Origin of the sequence: Azospirillum lipoferum (assembly GCF_024170005.1) — a bacterium.
Lineage (GTDB): Bacteria > Pseudomonadota > Alphaproteobacteria > Azospirillales > Azospirillaceae > Azospirillum > Azospirillum lipoferum.
The window spans coordinates 167,914-184,347 of the sequence record NZ_JALJXJ010000008.1 but is presented as its reverse complement, the minus strand read 5'-3'; the positions used below and the strand labels follow the sequence as shown (position 1 = coordinate 184,347).

Below are 16,434 nucleotides of genomic sequence, written 5' to 3'. Positions count from 1 at the left end.
CCAACAGACGGAAGCGCCCATGAGCAACACCGACACCGAAGACTCCACCCCCGGCCGGTTGCGGATCGACAAGTGGCTTTGGTATGCGCGCTTCTTCAAGACGCGCAGCCTCGCCGCCAAGCTGTGCAACGACGGGGGCGTGCGGCTGTCGGGGGCGGTGGTGACCAAGGCGCATGCGGCGGTGAAGCCGGGCGACGTGCTGACCTTCGCCCAGGGGCGGCACATCCGCGTCATCAAGGTGGTGGCGCTGGGAACCCGCCGCGGACCGGCGCCGGAGGCTCAGGCGCTGTATGAGGACCTCGCCCCGCCGGTGGCGGAGGAGCGCTTGCAGGACCCCTACCGCGCGCCCTTCCAGCAGCCGGGCGCCGGGCGGCCAACCAAGCGTGACCGGCGGGCGATCGACGCGCTGCACGGCGGCGGAGACCTGCAAAATGAGACCGATTAGACAGCCGCGCTGATTGTTGCTCGAAAAAAGTGAGACCGCCTCTTAAACGGCGGCGGGACCACCCCCATCTGGGAAGGCTGGATAACCGACCAGATGCGACAAGCGAGCATAATCATGAGCGAGAAGACCCGACCTTCGAGCCTTTCCGCCACCTCCTCACCCAAGCGGGGTGCCCGTGCGGCCACCGCCGTGGCGGTTGCGCTGGTGATGGCGCTGGCCGCCGGCACCGCCGACGCCCGCGCCGGCAAGAGCACCTCCTCGGGCAGCCGCGGCAGCCGCACCACCGAGGCGCCGGCCGCCACCAGCACCGCACCCAATGCCGTGTCGCCGATGGAGCGCTCCACCGCTCCGGCGGCGTCGCCGGGCATGCAGCGCCCCGGCGCCGCGGCCACCGCCCCGGCGGCGGCGCCCTCGCGCGGCTTCTTCGGCGGCGGCTTCATGTCCGGCCTGATGGGCGGCCTGATCGGCGCCGGCATCGGCGCGATGCTGTTCGGCGGCGGCTTCTTCGAGGGCTTGGGCAGCTTCGCCGGCATCCTGGGCTTCCTGCTGCAGATCCTGCTGGTCGTCTTCCTGGTCCGGCTGGCCATGCGTTTCTTCCGCAACCGTTCGCAGACGGCGAACACCGCGGCCGGCGGCGGTCCGCTGGGCGGGAACCGCCCGGCTTATGCCGGCGGCCCGCTGGGTGGGCAAATGAACCGCGACACGGCCGATGTCGGCTACAATCCGGTTGGCGGAATGGGTGGCGGCAACGCCGGTCCGGCCCAGCGCCGTCAGGCAGCCGACGAGATCGGCATCCAGCCGGCCGACTTCGAGTCGTTCGAGCGGCTGCTCGTTACCGTCCAGACCGCCTACGGGCGTGAGGATGCCAACGCCCTGCGCGCCGCGACGACGCCGGAGATGTTCTCCTACTTCAGCGATGATCTGGCGGAGAACCGCAACCGCGGCGTCATCAACAAGGTCAGCGACGTCCGTCTGCTCCAGGGCGATCTGGCCGAGGGCTGGCGCGAGGGGGCGCAGGACTACGCCACCGTCGCCATGCGCTTCTCGCTGATCGACGTCACCGAGGACCGCACCAGCGGCCGGGTCATCGAGGGCAACGCCTCGCAGCCGACCGAGGCGACGGAGCTGTGGACCTTCGTCCGCCCGCGCGGCGGCCAGTGGCAGCTGTCGGCGATCCAGCAGGCGCACTGACGCCTGCAGGTTTGGAAATGCGAAACGCCCCGGCCGACTGGCCGGGGCGTTTCCGTTTGGGGGGTGCCCTCTCCCGCCCCGAAGATCCCCTCTCCCCCCCGGGGAGAGGGTTAGGGTGAGGGGGTCGCGCGGCAAGGATTTTCAAGGATTGCGTGATCCCCGCTCTCTTGTCGAAGCCACGCCATGCATCCCCCTCACCCCGACCCTCTCCCCGGGGGGAGAGGGGGATATGGGAGAGGGTTCAAGCCGTCGGCAGAACCACCGCATCGGCAGCGCGGAAGCCGAGGCGGGCGGTCTGGCCGGGAACGAAGGCCGGCTCCTGGCCAAGATGCGGCATCTGTACGGTCAGGCCGCCGTCGAGGAAGGCGTTGACGAAGGCGCCCTCGAAGTCGCTGTGGCTGACGCGGGCGGTCAGGCTGTTGTCGCTCTCGCCCGGCGCCAGACGTTCCGGCCGGACGAACAGGGTGGCCCGGTCGCCCGCCGCCAGCCCGCGCGGGTTGCGCCCGCGCAAAGGTCCGTAAGCGGTGTCGAGCACCGCCCAGCCATCCGCCGCCTGGGTCACCGGACCGGCGAAGCGGTTCGCCTCGCCGACGAAGGAGGCGACGAAGGCGGTCTCCGGGTGATCGTAGATGGTCTTGCCGTCACCCACCTGTTCCAGCACGCCGCGTGACATCACGCCGATGCGGTCGGACATGGTGAGCGCCTCGCCCTGGTCGTGGGTGATGTAGATGAAGGTGACGCCGGTGCGCTTCTGCAACTCGCGCAGTTCGGCGCGCATGTGCTGGCGCAGCTTGAGGTCGAGGGCCGACAGCGGTTCGTCGAGCAGCAGCACCGCCGGCTCCACCGCCAGCGCGCGGGCGATGGCGATGCGCTGGCGCTGGCCGCCCGACAGGTCGGTCACCCGCTTCTCCGCCGTGTCGGGCAGTGCCACCAGCTCCAGCAGTTCGCGCACCCGGCGCTTGCGGTCGGCCGCCGGCACGCCGCGCACCTCCAGTCCGAAGCCGATGTTGTCCGCCACCGTCATCAGCGGGAACAGGGCCAGGTTCTGGAAGATCAGCGCGGTCGGCCGCTTGTTCGGCCCGATCCCGCGCATGTCCCGGCCGCCGATGCGGACGGCGCCGTCGGTCGGCTCCATGAAGCCGGAGATCATGCGCAGGATGGTGGTCTTGCCGCAGCCCGAGGGGCCGAGGAAGCTGAAGAACTCCCCCGCCCCGATGGTCAGCGACACGTCGCGGACGGCGACGGTGTCGCCGAACCGCATGGTGACGTGGTCGAGTTGGACGTCTTGGCTCATGGTCCCTGCCGGATGCGGATCACGCCGCCAGGAAGCGATCCTGGTACTCGTTGCGGATCGAGACGTACCACGCCTCCTGGATCGGCCACCACCACAGCTTCTGCAGCGCGTCGCCCGGATAGGCGTCGGCGAAGAACTGCTTGTTGAGGTCGGTCAGATGCGCCTCGGCGCCGACCGCGGTGCTGGAGATGCCGGAATGGTTGGTGTAGAGCGCGCCGGCCTGGGGCGTGTAGAACCAGTTGATCCAGGCATAGGCGTTCTCCAGATTCTCCGCCTTCTTCGGGATGGCGAAGCCTTCCATCCAGGCGAGCGCGCCCTCTTTCGGCGCTACGAAGCGGATCGGCAGGCCTTCCTTGCGCAGAGCCACGGCGCTGCTGTCCCAGGTCTGGCCGATGACGCAGCCGTTGGTGCGGAAGGCGCCCTGGGCCTCGTTCTCGTTGGTCCAGAACTGGGCGACCGACTTCTTGTTGGCGGCGGCCACCTTCAGGATGGCGTCGAAGTTGGCGCGCGCCTTCGCTTCGTCCTTGAACTGGTCGCGGACGGGGTGCGGCAGCTTGCCCTGGCTTTCCAGCCACAGCGCGATGCCGATCAGCGAGGAATGGCCGCGCACCGTCACCTTGCCGGCATTGGCCGGCGCCCACAAATCGCCGTAGCTGGCGGTGCCGTAGGCGAGCGGCGCCTTCTTCATGTCATAGGCCAGCGCCTCGGTGCCCCAGTCGGCCGGGGCGAAGTAGCGCTTGCCACCGACGACGCCGCCCATCCCGGCGGAGCCCTCGACCGACGATTTCAGGCAGCCGTCCCACTTCACCTTCGACTCGTCGATCGGCTGCACCAGCTCGAACTCGACATAGTTCGGCACGCGGTCGACGGTGGGGTGGATGATGTCGAAGCCGGCGCCGCCGGTGGCCTTCAGCTGGTTCAGCAGCTCGTCGTTGGTGCCGTATTCGGTCAGGGTCGCCTTGACACCGGTCTTCTTCTCGAAGTCGGCCAGCATGTCCGGGCTGATGTAGCCGGCCCAGGAGAAGATCTTCACCGAACCCGACGCCGCACGGCCTTCGCGCAGGACGAAGGGACCGACCGAGGCGACACCGGCGGCAGCGGCAGCGCTTTGCAGCAGCAGGCGGCGGGTGAAGCTCTTGGCGGCGCGCTGGGTCTTGGCGCTGGACCGCTGCGACTCGGTCTGGGCGTGATCGAGCTTGGTGTTTTCGATCTTGGACATGACGTCCGGTCTCCCTGGCTCTTGGGTGGCTCTTGGATAGCGTTTGGACGGGCGGCGGCCCCGCTGAAGGCACAAAGTGTGCCTGAGACAAAAGCCCTCCGTCCATGGGGGAAGATGAAGCTCCGCCAAACTTCATAGAGCCGTCACATCAGGCGATCACATCACGTAGAAGCTCGCCTTCACCACCACGCCTTCGGCGCCGCGCAGGACGGTGCGGTTGCGGCCGCTGCGCTTGGCGAAATAGAGCGCCTCGTCAGCCCGGGCCAGCAGGTCGTTGACCGAGACGGTGTCCCGGTCCAGGCACAGGCCGATGCTGACGGTGAAGCCGAAGCCGGCGCCGGTGCCGGTCTCGACCGACAGGCCGGCAGTGGAGCGGCGGATCGCCTCCACCCGTGCCAGAGCCGATTCGAGGTCGCCGGCGGGAAGGCACAGGCAGAACTCCTCCCCGCCGAGCCGGCCGAGGAAGCCGCCGTCGGGCACCTGGGCGGCGCAGTTGTCGGCGAAGCGCTTCAGCGCGAGATCGCCGTTGCCGTGGCCATGGGTGTCGTTGATCGCCTTGAAATGGTCGATGTCGAACATGGCGACCGCCAGCGGCGAGCCGGTCTCCCTGGCGGCGCGATAAGCCTGCTCCAGCCGTTCCATGAAATGACGGCGGTTCGCCACCCCGGTCAGGTAATCGGTGTTCAGCATCTCCACCATCACCCGGTGCATGCGGGTGATGCGCTCGCCGGCCCGCACGCGGGCGCGCAGCATCGGCAGGTCGATGGGCTTGGCCAGGAACTCGTCGGCGCCGGATTCGAAGGCCTCGACCCGCCGGGCGGTCTCGCTGTCGCCGGTCATCAGGATGGTGAAGGTGCGGTGCTGGTCGTCCGCCGCCCGGACATGCCAGCACAGTTCCAGTCCGGTCATCACCGGCATTTCCAGATCGGTGATGAGGATGTGGATGTCGTGGCTGCGGTAGAGGGCGAGCGCCTGCCCGCCATCCTTGGCGAGCAGCACCCGGTAACCGCTGCTTTCCAGCTCTTCCCGGATCAGTTCGCGAAAGAAATTGGAATCGTCGGCGACAAGAACAGTCGTTTCCACCACTACACCCATGTCGTCGGCGAAGAGTCCGTGCACGCGGACCCTAGCAGACTTCACGACGCGATGGCATAGTGGCGTGGCAACACACCGTTACCGGTGGATCGAATGCTCTTCAGCTTTCCAGCATGCGCCGCAGCAGCTCGACGTCTTCGGCGAAGGACGGGTCGGTAGCGCGCAACTCGTCCACCTTCTTGACCGCATGCATCACGGTGGTGTGGTCGCGGCCACCGAACTTGCGGCCGATCTCCGGCAGGGAGCGGGCGGTCAGCTGCTTGGCCAGATACATGGCGATCTGGCGCGGGCGGGCCACCGCGCGGGCGCGGCGGGCGGAATGCATGTCGGCGACGCGGATGTTGTAATGCTCCGCCACCCGCTTCTGGATCTCGTCGATGGTGACGCGGCGGTCGTTGGCGCGCAGCAGGTCGTGCAGCACCTCCTGCGTCGTCTCCAGCGAGATGGAGCGGCCGACCAGCTCGGCATGGGCGACGATGCGGTTCAGTGCCCCTTCCAGCTCGCGCACGTTGGACGTGATCTTGTGGGCGAGGAACTCCAGCACCTTCATCGGGATGCTGGCCTGGAGGGCGTCGGCCTTGGCCTGGAGGATGCCGAGCCGCAGTTCGTAGGTGGTCGGGTGGATGTCGGCGACCAGCCCCCAGCCGAGGCGGGAGCGCAGACGCTCCTCCATGCCTTCCAGGTCGGACGGGCTCTTGTCGGCGGAGATGATGACCTGCCGGTTCTGGTCGACCAGCGCGTTGAAGGTGTGGAAGAACTCCTCCTGCGTCGAGTCCTTGCCGCTGATGAACTGGACGTCGTCGATCATCAGCACGTCGACCGAGCGGAACTGCTGCTTGAAGGCCATCGTGTCCTTGAAGCGCAACGCCCGGATGAACTGGTACATGAACTTCTCGGCCGACAGGTACAGCACCTTGCGGTTCGGGTCGTTCTTGCGGATCTGCCAGGCCAGCGCGTGCATCAGGTGGGTCTTGCCCAGCCCGACCCCGCCATAGAGGAACAGCGGGTTGAAGGTCACGGCGGTGGCGTCGGCGACACGGCGGGCGGCGGCATGGGCCAGCTCGTTCGGCTTGCCGACGACGAAATTCTCGAAGGTGAAGCGCGGATCGAGTGCGGCCGACAGGTCCGACCGGTCCTCCAGGATCGCCGGCACGGCGGTCGGCGATTCGTCCGACGCTCCGCCATAGGAGGCGGAGGTGTAGACGGTGGAGGGTGCGGCGTCGGCGGAGAAGCCGGACTCGGACGGGCGTAGCGGGGCACCCGGCGGCGGGGCCGGCCGGGGAGCCGGGCGAGACTCGGCAACGCGCTGGTCGAAGCCGCGCGTGTCGAAGGCACGCTGTTCGAAAGCTCGGGGCTGGGCGGCGCGGTCGTCGTCGATGTCGTCATTGTCGGCGACGAGGGCCGCCGGCGGGTTGGTGGAGGCGACGATGACGTCGATCGACTGGACTTCCGGATTCTCGCCGGACCACAGGGCGCGGATGCGGTCGGCATAGTGGGTCAGCACCCAGTCGCGCATGAAGCGCGTGGGCACGACGATGCACACCTCGCCGCCGATCAGGCTGGCGACGGACAGCGGCTGAAGCCAGCTCCGGTAGGCGATCTCGCCCACCTCTTCCTTCAGGCGTCCGCGAATGCGCGCCCACTGCTGATCCAACGACACGCCGACCGACATGCTCCCTTACCCCCGCTCCTTCCGCCGGCCAGCCCCCGAGAACCGGAACAGCCACCCGTCTGCCCCCGCCCGGAAGTATCCGGGCAAAGATAACCCCGAACGGAATACTATACCCAAAAAGCACGCACGAGAGTCGACGGGACTGTAAATCCCGCCCCAGGCGTGACAGCTTGTAAGTAAAAGAAGATCGTGCAGTCGACCGGGACTCAACAAGCCCTGATCCGGCGTAAGACCTTCAGTATTTCACTGCTGTGCTCAGACGGACACAGAGTGTTGCATCACCCCAATTCGTCCGACCGAATGGAACAAAAGTCTAACGAGACCGCGAAAATCTGGCAATGGGACAGATGGCGAACGGCCCAAAAAGTTAAAAACATGCGTATTCACCGCAAGACTCATCCGGAATCTCATATGCGGACCTAAGAACAATCTAAGACAATTGTCGGATATTCGTGCATTTACTTTAAACGCAAAAAGCCGCGCCCCGAGTCACGGGCGCGGCTTTTTGAAACGAATGGATGAAGACTCTATCAGAGAGCCTTGATCGCAGCCGACAGACGCGACAGCTTGCGCGACACGGTGTTCTTGTGCAGCACGCCCTTGGACACGCCGCGCATCAGCTCCGGCTGAGCGGACTTGAACGCCTCGGCGGCAGCGGACTTGTCGCCGCTCTCGATGGCACCCTCGACCTTCTTGACGAAGGAACGGATGCGGCTGATGCGGGCACGGTTGACTTCCGTGCGACGCTCGGTCTGACGAATGCGCTTTTCAGCGGACTTATGATTGGCCATGGAAACCCTACTCCGAACGACACGGCTGTCGTGATGCGAGCGCGCCTTATACGCGGCAGCGCACCCCGAGTCAAGGCGTGGACGCCCGATGATTTTGACTAATCGTACTTAAACGACATCTTGATGGGATCTGGTCCATCCCCCGCAAGATGCAGGGGACGGCCCAGGCGGCAGAGTCGAGGATGAGTCGACGACTCAGCGGTTCTTCCAGCCGGGCTGGCGCTTCTCGGCGAAGGCGGCCATGCCTTCCTTCTGGTCTTCGGTGGCGAAGGTCGAATGGAACAGGCGGCGTTCGAAGCGGACACCCTCGGCCAGCGTCGTCTCGTAGGCGGCGTTGACCGCCTCCTTGGCCATGGCGATGACCGGCTGCGACAGCGAGGCGATCTTGGTGGCGACCTTCACCGCCTCCTCGACCAGCTCGGCGGCCGGCACGACGCGGGAGACGAGGCCGCAGCGCTCGGCCTCGGCGGCGTCGATCATGCGGCCGGTCAGGACCATCTCCATCGCCTTGGACTTGCCGACGAAGCGGGTCAGGCGCTGGGTGCCGCCGGCGCCGGGGATGGTGCCGATGGTGACCTCGGGCTGACCGAACTTGGCGGTGTCGGCGGCCAGGATGAAGTCGGCCATCATGGCGAGCTCGCAGCCGCCGCCGAGCGCGAAGCCGGCGACCGCGGCGATGGTCGGCTTGCGGCACTTGGCCAGCCGTTCCCACTTCGCGGTGATGAAGTTGGAGTTGTAGACGTCCATGTAGGAGAAGCCGGCCATCTCCTTGATGTCGGCGCCGGCGGCGAAGGCGCGCTCCGACCCGGTGACGACGATGGCGCCGATGGCGGAATCGGCCTCGAAGGCGTCCAGCGCCTGGCCCAGCTCGGTCACCAGCTGGTCGCACAGGGCATTCAGCGCCTTCGGACGGTTCAGCGTGATCAGCCCGACCGGGCCGCGCGTCTCGACGAGGATGGTTTCATAGGACATGGTTGCAGCACTCTCCCGATGGGGCGAGCCCGGTTGCCTCCGGGACTCGTGGTTGTTTGGGTGTTGGGTTGCCCGCGAGTATGGCGGGTGTGCCCGCGATCAGCGCGGCGTCAAAGTGAAGCGGACGGCGGTTCCGGCGGCTTTGGTATTCTGGGCGGCCTTCTGGGCGGTCTGCTGGGCGGTCTGCTGGAATTCCAGCCGCAGCTCCTCGCCCTCGCGGACGAAGACGCGGTCGGCGGTGCGGCGCCAGCCCAGCTGCGGCAGCGTCTGGTCGTAGAAGGCCAGCACCGCCTGTCGCGGCACCTCGCCCGACAGCACGGCCTGGACGATCCGCCCGCCCGGCTTGTCGAAGACCAGCGGTTCCGATTCGGCGGACGCCAGCCCCGGCATCACCGGAACGTCGGTGGTGCCGGGGACGAAAGGCCCGGAATCGGCTGCGACAGCCTGAGGAATGGGAATGAGGAAGCTCCCCAGGCCCGCGACCGCGGGGCCGGCAAGGAGGAAAGCGGCGGACGCCGCCCGGAGCATGGCCGGTAGAGCCGTCATGCCCCAGCTATATCACCGTTGGCGCGCCGCACAAAAGAAAGTCGAGCGGCCGGACTGTACTATCCGCTGAACGCCCCCCGTCCGGGCGCGGTCGCAGTCGCAATCGGGGCAGCCCTCCCCCTCCCGGTCGTAGACGGCGAACTGGTGCTGGAAATAGCCGAGTTCCCCCGATGCCTGCCGGTAGTCGCGTAGCGAGGAGCCGCCGGCGGCGATCGCGCGCTCCAGCACCTCGCGCACCGCGACGGCAAGGCGGTCGACCTCTTCCGGCGTCAGGCTGGCGGCGGTCCGGGTCGGCAGGATGCCGGACTGGAACAGCGCCTCCGACACATAGATGTTGCCGAGGCCGGCGACGATGCTCTGGTCGAGCAGGGCGGCCTTGATCGGGGTGATCTTGCCGGCCAGACGACGGGCGAGGTCGGGACCGGAGAATTCGTTGCCCAGCGGCTCCGGCCCCAGGTTGCGCAGCATCGGGTGGTCGCCCAGCGCGTCGGCCACCGTCAGGTCCATCAGGCCGAAGCGGCGGGCGTCGTTGAAGGTGACGATCGTGCCGGCATCGGTCTCGAACACCACATGGTCGTGCTTGTCGAAGGCGTCCGGCCGTTCCGGCGCGATGATCATGCGGCCGGACATGCCGAGATGGGCGATCAGCACGCCGCCATCGTCCAGATGCATCAGGATGTATTTGGCGCGCCGCCGCACCGACTCGACCACACGCCCGGTCAGCCGCTCGCAGAAGCGCGGCGGAAAGGGGGTGCGCAGGTTCGGCCGCCGCTGCTCCACGCGGACCAGCCGCCGGCCTTCGAGATGCGGAGCGAGGCCCCGGCACACCGTTTCGACTTCGGGAAGTTCAGGCATCGCCAGAGTGTGGGGTGGGTGGGGGACGGGTGCAAGGGCGAGTATCAAAGCCCTCTCCCGGGACGGGAGAGGGAGGATCTCACCGATACTCCTTGAACCGCTCAGTCGCCTGGATGAGTGCGGCGCGGATGCCGGGTTCCATGGCGGAGTGGCCGGCGTCGGGAACGATGCGGTAGTCGGCCTCCGGCCAGGCGCGGTGCAGCGCGTCGGCGGAGATCACCGGGCAGACGATGTCGTAGCGGCCCTGGACGATCACCGCCGGCAGATGGCGGATGCGGTGGACGTCGCGCAGCAGCCTGTCCTCCGGCGTGAAGCGGTTGGAGCGGAAGTAATGCGCCTCGATCCGCGCCAGCCCCAGGGCGTGGCGGTCCTCGCCGCTCGCCGCGATCAGGTCGGGCGACGGCAGCAGGGAGGAACAGCTGCCCTCATAGATGCTCCACACCCGGGCGGCGGCCATGCGCACCGTCGGATCGGGCGAGTCGAGCCGCTTCCAATAGGCCTCCAGCAGGTCGCCGCGCTCCTCTTCCGGGATATGGCCGGCGAAGGCAACCCATGCCTCGGGGAAGAGGACGCGCATGGAATAGAGGAACCAGTCGATCTCGCTCTTCCGCATCAGGAAGATGCCGCGCAGGATCAGGCCGAGGCAGCGCTCCGGATGGGTTTCGGCATAGGCGAGCGCCAGCGTCGAGCCCCAGGAGCCGCCGAACAGGTGCCAGCGTTCGATGCCCAGATGCCGGCGCAGGGTCTCGATGTCCTCGACCAGCTTTTCGGTGGTGTTCTCGCGCGTTTCGCCCAGCGGCGTGGAACGGCCGGCCCCGCGCTGGTCCATCACGATGATGCGGTAATGGGCGGGATCGAAGAAGCGGCGGTGGGTGGGCGAGGCGCCGGCCCCCGGCCCGCCATGCAGGAACATCACCGGCACGCCGCGCGGGTTGCCCGCCTGCTCCCAATAGACCGTGTGGATCCCGTCGACGGCGATCGTGCCGGTCTGGAACGGGTCGATGGGCGGATAGAAGTCGCTGCGGGGCATGGCCATGCATCCAGTGGTGCGGGCCATGAGTGTAGAGGAGCCAGCGGGGCTTGCGCCAGCGCAACGAAGTTCTGAAGCGATGTTCCGAAACGACAAAGGCCGCCCGGAGGCGGCCTTGCATGTCGATCATGCCCTATGGCTGGGCATATATTCTGGAAGATGGCGCGCCCGAAGAGATTCGAACTCCTGACCCTCAGATTCGTAGTCTGATGCTCTATCCAGCTGAGCTACGGGCGCGCTGTGTATCTTTCCATCCCGGCGTCGGCGGCAGGCCGTCGGCGTCGAGGCGCGCAACATACTCAGAAGCCCCCTGCCCCGCAAGCGCTTTTCTTCAGAAAAATCGCACCCGCTGTCCATGCCGGCCGGCGGGCGGAGCCGGCACCGCCTGCGCTGCCGAATTGGCAACAACGCCTTCCAAACATGTCAATCGCGACACCGTCTTTTCCGCAATATCGTTCTATGAACAAGTCGTTACCAAGCTTCATCATGCAGACGCCTCAGGCACGGCGAAACACCGTCGGCGATAACAGGCGATTTGTTAATGTTTTTTTCAACGATTAACCGCATGAATGATGATGGATACCATCCATTCATTCAAAATACGGAAAACACGTCTGCCAGTCGAAAAAGCAGACTTCAACCTAAGATGCGGGTCCTGCTTCCAGCCAACCGTTATCTGCGTCAACATCGATGAAGTGTGATCCGCCTATGATTCAGCTTCGAAAGACCTCGCTCAGAGCGGTTCTCAGTGTGGTGATCGGTACGATCGGGATGCTCGCGGTCTTCACCAGCATCTCCGGCCTCGTCGATGCGGCGCGCAACGAGCGTGACGCGAGCCGCGTCGCCACGCTCGCCGCGACCAGCCAGCAGCTTTACGAGGCTCTGCGCTCGGTGCGGCTGGAGCGCGCCACCACCCAGGTCCCGCTGAGGGCGGAGGGCGTCGCCGACGAGGCCGCGGTGAAATCGGTGACCGACCTGCGGGCGAAGGCCGAGGCCGCCTTCGCCCCCGGCATGGCAGCGCTCGACCGGCTCGACCCGGCCAGATTTGGGACCTACGCGACGGGGATCCGGTCGAGCCACGACGCGCTGAACGCCCTGCGGGGACGGGTGGACACCGCGCTGCGCACGCCCAAGGCCACGCGCGACCGGACCACCGTCGAGTCCTGGCCGAAGACCGCCGACGCCTATCTGGCCGCGGTGCAGGCGGCGACCGACGCCGTCGACGCCGGCATCGCCCTGGTCGATCCGACCACCGACCAGCTTCTGGCGCTGAAACGCGCCGCCTGGGTCGTCCGGCTGCGCACCTCCACCGAAATCCTGTCGGCCAGCGCCGCCATCGGCGAGGGACGGCCCTGGACCCAGGCGGAAATCCTGACGGCGGCCGAGGAGCGCGGCCGGATCGATACCGCCTGGACCCTCATCACCGATGCGGCGAAGCGCCCCGACGCGTCGAAGCGGATCGTCGAGGCCGTCGAGGCCGCCCGAAGCAAGTTCTTCGAGACCGGTGGCGCCCGGCGCAAGATCGTCCTCGACGCACTGTCCACCGGCGGCAAGCCCGACATCACCGCGGAGGCCTGGGTGAAGCGCGAGGCGGCCGACCAGGCGCCGCTCAACGCGCTGGTCAACGCAGCACTGGAGGAGATGGTTGCCCATGCCGACTGGAAGGCCGACCAGGCCCAGCGCCAGCTGATGATCCAGTCCGCCGTCCTGGCGCTGGCGATCGGGCTGTCGGTCGCCGGTCTGCTGCTGGTGTGGCGCCGGGTGACCAAGCCGATCCATGTCCTGACCGTGGCCATCGACCGGCTGGCCCATCGCGATTATGACGTCGACCTGCCGAACGACGGGCGCGGCGACGAGATCGGCCGGATGCAGCAGGCGCTGCTGGTCCTGCGCGACAACGGCCGCCAGCATGCCGAGATGGTCCAGGCCCAGATCGCGGCGCAGGCCGCGGCGGCGGCACGCACCACCGCCGTCGACCGGCTGTGCGGCGATTTCAGCGGCCGGGTCGGCAGCAGCCTGGAGTCGGTCGAGACCGCGGCGGCCCACCTGATGGGCACCTCGGCGGCGGTGACGCGGATCTCGGAACAGTCGGCCGGCGACAGCGGCGCCGTCGCCGCCGCAGCCCACGAGGCTTCGGCCGGCGTCGAGACCGTGGCCGCGGCAGCCCAGGAGCTGTCGGCCTCTATCGGCGAGATCAGCCGGCGCATGGCGGAATCCGCCACCATTTCACAGGACGCCATCGAGCGGACCGAGCGGACCGACAGGATCATCGTCGAGCTGGCCGAAGCCAGCGAAGCCATCGGCGCCATCGTCACCCTGATCGGCGACATCGCCGGCCAGACCAACCTTCTGGCGCTGAACGCCACCATCGAGGCGGCGCGGGCGGGAGAGGCCGGCAAGGGCTTCGCCGTCGTCGCCAGCGAGGTCAAGGGGCTGGCCACCCAGACGGGACGGGCCACCCAGGACATCACCGACCGGATCGCCCGCATCCAGAGCATGACCCAGGACGCCGTCGAGGGCGTGCGGTCGGTGTCGACGGTGATCCGGCAGATGAACGGCGTCACCACCGGCATCGTCGCCGCGGTGGAGGAGCAGGGGGCGGCGACCAACGAGATCGCCCGCAACGTGCAGGAGGTGGCGACCGCCGCCGGCCGCATCTCCGCCAGCATCTCCGACCTCGCCCAGACGGTGGAGCAGTCGCGCACCGTCGCCGCCGACGTGCTGGAGGCGGCGGAGCTGATGAACCGGCAGGCGGAAGCGCTGAAGAACGATGTCGGCGGCTTCCTGACGGAAATCCGGCAGGCGTAAAGGCAGACATCCAGCGGCGAACATCTCAGGTAAGGGATGGGCGGGGCCACGGTCCCGCCCCGTTCCGCAGAGCCGCGCGTCCCGCAGGACGCGAAGACTTGGCCCGAGCCTGGGCCAGAAACACGAAAGGCGGCCAGAAGGCCGCCCGATCGTAAGCACCTGTCATTTTTGGAAGATGGCGCGCCCGAAGAGATTCGAACTCCTGACCCTCAGATTCGTAGTCTGGGGAAATGGGCTGCAGGGCTTTAGCAATCGCTGTACCATTATGCAGAAGCCATTGATGCATAACAGGTATTCATGCACCAACCTGGACCGGTGAGCATCAGTTTGCACGCATTGCGGGTCCTGGTGTGTACCTAAACCTCATTTGATTGTACCATCGCAGCCAACACGTTCTCTCCGGGGGCTATGATGGCTGTCATGAAACTCACTAAGCGTGCGGTCGAAACCGCAGCGGCTGGAACCTACTTCGATACCGATATCCCTGGCTTTGGATTGCGCGTTGATGCCACCGGAAATCGGACGTACTTCATCAAGCTGAAGGTGCGCGATGGCGCACAGCGAAAGCCAACCATTGGGCGCCACGGAATCATCACCTGCGACCAAGCAAGGGACAAAGCGCGCAGTCTCTACATCCGAGCGCGCGATGGCTTCGATCCCATGGCTGAACGGCAAGCGAACGTAGGGGCCGCGACCGTTTCGGAACTGTGTGACCGGTACCTCCTTGAACACTCGGAGGTAAAAAAGAAGCCCCGCAGCGCTCAAGGCGATCGCGATACCGTACGCACAAAGATTAAACCAGCCATTGGGAAAATGAAGGTCAAGGACGTCACTCGCGCCGACATCGCCAAGCTTCATCACAGTCTCAGCAAAACCCCCATCTGCGCTAACCGGACTATATCTCTGGTAAGTCATATGTTTACTATGGCAGAACTATGGGACCTACGCCAGCCGGGATCCAATCCATCTAAGGGAATTCAAAAATTCAGAGAGCATGCCAGAGAAAGATACCTAGATAAGGATGAGTTGGGGCGCTTAGCAGAATCATTGGACAAGTTTCAACAGCGTTATCCTTACGTATGCTGGCTTGTCCGCCTCCTCTTGCTAACTGGTGCGCGACGCAATGAGATTATGACTCTGAAATGGGAATATCTCGATGACTACGGCCGGGCACATCTGCCAGATAGCAAGACAGGTAAGAAACTTCTCATACTACCAACTCCTGCTATTAAGCTTCTTACCCAAATTCCCCGAGTCGATGGCAATCCGTACGTCATTCCGGGCCGAAAGGAGGGAACATGCATGAAGGAGCCGAAATACCAGTGGGCAGAGATTCGCAAGGATGCCGATCTTGATGGAGTGCGGCTTCACGACCTCCGACATACATTTGCGTCGACAGCGGTTTCAACCGGCGCTAGCCTACCGATCATTGGAAAGTTGCTCGGGCATCGACAGGCTGGGACGACTCAAAGGTACGCACACCTTGCGCACAATCCCCTGCAAGCCGAAGCTGATCGGGTAGCTGGCCTTCTGGACGCGCTGCTTCAGAAACCCGTGAGGAAACATGGCCGCTTTCGTATCGCTCTTCGAGGCGGTGGACCTGACCGTCGCGCGAATGGACTGGGAGATATGGGAAGCGAAGATGCAACTCTGCTCTGAATGCACGAAGCTGACCATCCGTGCGTTCGGCATTGTTGCGCCAGATGAAAACGAGAATACACCAAGGACGATCCCGCTCGACGGGACGTTCTGGACCATGGCCAAGATGGACCCGATTCGCGAGGCCTACGATTGGGGCGGCGAACTCGTTCAGCCGATGCTGTACGATCACGAATTCAGAAAGTGGCTGGCGGACCTGCAGCCGGCAGAAGGTGGCCGACTCGGCGGGCGCCCCAGACTATATGATTGGGACGCTTGGTGGGCTGAAGCTGTACGATGGCTTATCGACCCGGCAAACGGTGATCGCCGTACTCTTCGGACGTTGCGCAATCACCTGTATCAATGGACAACCGATACCATGGGAGACAACGCTCCCTCCGACGACGCCATGCGCAAAAAGCTGAATCTTGCTGCACCGCAAAGGATCAGGGAACGCTTGGCGAACGGCGGATAAACCCCTTTATCCGTTAATCCGGAAAATCGCTTCGGACAATGGGATGCTCCTCGAACCAAGCAACGGTACGAGGGCAACTCCATGATCGATGATATTTACTTCACCGATGAAGAAGCTGCCGAGCAGCTTCGCCTCTCCGCGTGGACTCTTCGCCAATGGCGATGCAAAGGAAGGGGTCCAAAGTTCATGAAGATTGGACGGCGCGTTCTCTATCGAAAGAAAGATATCCTGTCCTTTGTCACATCAAATACCTACAGCAGCACCAGTCAATACCTTGAAGACATTAACATCAATCTCAGGACCAGCACCCCGCCGCCCGATGAAGAGGAGAACGCTGTCTGACAAGCGCTTCGCGTTGCGTAGCGCCATAAATCAGTCACTTCTGGAAGGCAGTTCGTCTCCC

At 65.6% G+C, this 16,434-nt stretch carries 15 protein-coding genes and 2 tRNA genes; 6 read left to right on the top strand and 11 right to left on the bottom strand.

The window, feature by feature from the left end:
* The first annotated feature begins 19 nt into the window (after nucleotides 1–19).
* Both J2848_RS19125 and J2848_RS19120 read left to right on the top strand, forming a co-directional pair.
* Nucleotides 20–445, top strand: a complete 426-nt coding sequence (locus J2848_RS19125) for an RNA-binding S4 domain-containing protein (RefSeq protein WP_149235428.1) — start codon at nucleotides 20–22, stop codon at nucleotides 443–445.
* 114 nt (nucleotides 446–559) lie between these two features.
* Complete coding sequence (locus tag J2848_RS19120) at nucleotides 560–1,636, top strand: Tim44 domain-containing protein (RefSeq protein ID WP_149235429.1); 1,077 nt, start codon at nucleotides 560–562, stop codon at nucleotides 1,634–1,636.
* Between the two features lie 241 nt (nucleotides 1,637–1,877).
* Here J2848_RS19120 and J2848_RS19115 read toward each other — a convergent pair whose 3' ends face one another.
* From J2848_RS19115 to J2848_RS19070, 10 genes are all read right to left on the bottom strand, one after another.
* Nucleotides 1,878–2,930, bottom strand: a complete 1,053-nt coding sequence (locus J2848_RS19115) for an ABC transporter ATP-binding protein (protein ID WP_149235430.1) — start codon at nucleotides 2,928–2,930, stop codon at nucleotides 1,878–1,880.
* A gap of 19 nt (nucleotides 2,931–2,949) precedes the next feature.
* Nucleotides 2,950–4,149, bottom strand: coding sequence for an extracellular solute-binding protein (locus J2848_RS19110; protein ID WP_211103361.1), 1,200 nt, complete (start codon nucleotides 4,147–4,149; stop codon nucleotides 2,950–2,952).
* A gap of 156 nt (nucleotides 4,150–4,305) precedes the next feature.
* The gene (locus J2848_RS19105; protein ID WP_149235431.1) at nucleotides 4,306–5,268 is read right to left on the bottom strand and encodes a GGDEF domain-containing protein; all 963 of its coding nucleotides are present in this window, start codon (nucleotides 5,266–5,268) and stop codon (nucleotides 4,306–4,308) included.
* 76 nt (nucleotides 5,269–5,344) lie between these two features.
* Entirely contained in the window at nucleotides 5,345–6,916 is a 1,572-nt protein-coding gene (gene dnaA / locus J2848_RS19100) for a chromosomal replication initiator protein DnaA (RefSeq protein WP_149235432.1), read from the bottom strand.
* A gap of 530 nt (nucleotides 6,917–7,446) precedes the next feature.
* Nucleotides 7,447–7,707: a 30S ribosomal protein S20 gene (rpsT, locus tag J2848_RS19095; protein ID WP_042693916.1), complete on the bottom strand. Its 261-nt coding sequence runs from the start codon at nucleotides 7,705–7,707 to the stop codon at nucleotides 7,447–7,449.
* Nucleotides 7,708–7,902: 195 nt separating this feature from the next.
* Nucleotides 7,903–8,679 (bottom strand): enoyl-CoA hydratase, encoded by a 777-nt coding sequence (locus J2848_RS19090; protein ID WP_109151287.1) that lies wholly within the window; start codon nucleotides 8,677–8,679, stop codon nucleotides 7,903–7,905.
* Between the two features lie 99 nt (nucleotides 8,680–8,778).
* A complete protein-coding gene (locus J2848_RS19085) occupies nucleotides 8,779–9,225 on the bottom strand; it encodes a hypothetical protein (protein ID WP_149235433.1) in 447 nt (148 codons plus the stop codon).
* 12 nt (nucleotides 9,226–9,237) lie between these two features.
* The gene (gene mutM / locus J2848_RS19080) at nucleotides 9,238–10,080 is read right to left on the bottom strand and encodes a bifunctional DNA-formamidopyrimidine glycosylase/DNA-(apurinic or apyrimidinic site) lyase (protein ID WP_149235434.1); all 843 of its coding nucleotides are present in this window, start codon (nucleotides 10,078–10,080) and stop codon (nucleotides 9,238–9,240) included.
* Between the two features lie 79 nt (nucleotides 10,081–10,159).
* Nucleotides 10,160–11,110, bottom strand: a complete 951-nt coding sequence (pip, locus tag J2848_RS19075) for a prolyl aminopeptidase (protein WP_149235435.1) — start codon at nucleotides 11,108–11,110, stop codon at nucleotides 10,160–10,162.
* Nucleotides 11,111–11,270: 160 nt separating this feature from the next.
* Nucleotides 11,271–11,347 (bottom strand) — tRNA-Arg (locus J2848_RS19070).
* A 471-nt stretch (nucleotides 11,348–11,818) separates the two neighbouring features.
* Here J2848_RS19070 and J2848_RS19065 point away from each other — a divergent pair.
* Entirely contained in the window at nucleotides 11,819–13,918 is a 2,100-nt protein-coding gene (locus J2848_RS19065; RefSeq protein ID WP_170307240.1) for a methyl-accepting chemotaxis protein, read from the top strand.
* Nucleotides 13,919–14,094: 176 nt separating this feature from the next.
* Here the strand turns inward: J2848_RS19065 and J2848_RS19060 are convergent.
* Nucleotides 14,095–14,174: transfer RNA gene (locus J2848_RS19060), tRNA-Ser, on the bottom strand.
* A 152-nt stretch (nucleotides 14,175–14,326) separates the two neighbouring features.
* Here J2848_RS19060 and J2848_RS36155 point away from each other — a divergent pair.
* The 3 genes from J2848_RS36155 (at nucleotide 14,327) to J2848_RS19045 (ending at nucleotide 16,373) form a co-directional block, all read left to right on the top strand.
* The gene (locus tag J2848_RS36155) at nucleotides 14,327–15,577 is read left to right on the top strand and encodes a tyrosine-type recombinase/integrase (RefSeq protein ID WP_149234570.1); all 1,251 of its coding nucleotides are present in this window, start codon (nucleotides 14,327–14,329) and stop codon (nucleotides 15,575–15,577) included.
* Nucleotides 15,483–16,031: a hypothetical protein gene (locus tag J2848_RS19050; RefSeq protein WP_170307239.1), complete on the top strand. Its 549-nt coding sequence runs from the start codon at nucleotides 15,483–15,485 to the stop codon at nucleotides 16,029–16,031. Before J2848_RS36155 ends, J2848_RS19050 begins: the two co-directional genes overlap by 95 nt.
* An 81-nt stretch (nucleotides 16,032–16,112) precedes the next feature.
* Nucleotides 16,113–16,373 (top strand): helix-turn-helix domain-containing protein, encoded by a 261-nt coding sequence (locus J2848_RS19045; protein WP_149234572.1) that lies wholly within the window; start codon nucleotides 16,113–16,115, stop codon nucleotides 16,371–16,373.
* The last annotated feature ends 61 nt before the right edge of the window (nucleotides 16,374–16,434 follow it).

Bases quoted from the DNA above. Each gene is read 5' to 3' on its own strand.
- J2848_RS19110 (WP_211103361.1), bottom strand. From the start codon at position 4,149: ATGTCCAAGATCGAAAACACCAAGCTCGATCACGCCCAGACCGAGTCG.
- pip (WP_149235435.1), bottom strand. From the start codon at position 11,110: ATGCCCCGCAGCGACTTCTATCCGCCCATCGACCCGTTCCAGACCGGC.
- J2848_RS19090 (WP_109151287.1), bottom strand. From the start codon at position 8,679: ATGTCCTATGAAACCATCCTCGTCGAGACGCGCGGCCCGGTCGGGCTG.
- dnaA (WP_149235432.1), bottom strand. From the start codon at position 6,916: ATGTCGGTCGGCGTGTCGTTGGATCAGCAGTGGGCGCGCATTCGCGGA.
- J2848_RS19085 (WP_149235433.1), bottom strand. From the start codon at position 9,225: ATGACGGCTCTACCGGCCATGCTCCGGGCGGCGTCCGCCGCTTTCCTC.
- J2848_RS19115 (WP_149235430.1), bottom strand. From the start codon at position 2,930: ATGAGCCAAGACGTCCAACTCGACCACGTCACCATGCGGTTCGGCGAC.
- J2848_RS19045 (WP_149234572.1), top strand. From the start codon at position 16,113: ATGATCGATGATATTTACTTCACCGATGAAGAAGCTGCCGAGCAGCTT.
- J2848_RS36155 (WP_149234570.1), top strand. From the start codon at position 14,327: ATGATGGCTGTCATGAAACTCACTAAGCGTGCGGTCGAAACCGCAGCG.
- J2848_RS19125 (WP_149235428.1), top strand. From the start codon at position 20: ATGAGCAACACCGACACCGAAGACTCCACCCCCGGCCGGTTGCGGATC.
- J2848_RS19120 (WP_149235429.1), top strand. From the start codon at position 560: ATGAGCGAGAAGACCCGACCTTCGAGCCTTTCCGCCACCTCCTCACCC.
- rpsT (WP_042693916.1), bottom strand. From the start codon at position 7,707: ATGGCCAATCATAAGTCCGCTGAAAAGCGCATTCGTCAGACCGAGCGT.
- J2848_RS19065 (WP_170307240.1), top strand. From the start codon at position 11,819: ATGATTCAGCTTCGAAAGACCTCGCTCAGAGCGGTTCTCAGTGTGGTG.
- mutM (WP_149235434.1), bottom strand. From the start codon at position 10,080: ATGCCTGAACTTCCCGAAGTCGAAACGGTGTGCCGGGGCCTCGCTCCG.
- J2848_RS19050 (WP_170307239.1), top strand. From the start codon at position 15,483: ATGGCCGCTTTCGTATCGCTCTTCGAGGCGGTGGACCTGACCGTCGCG.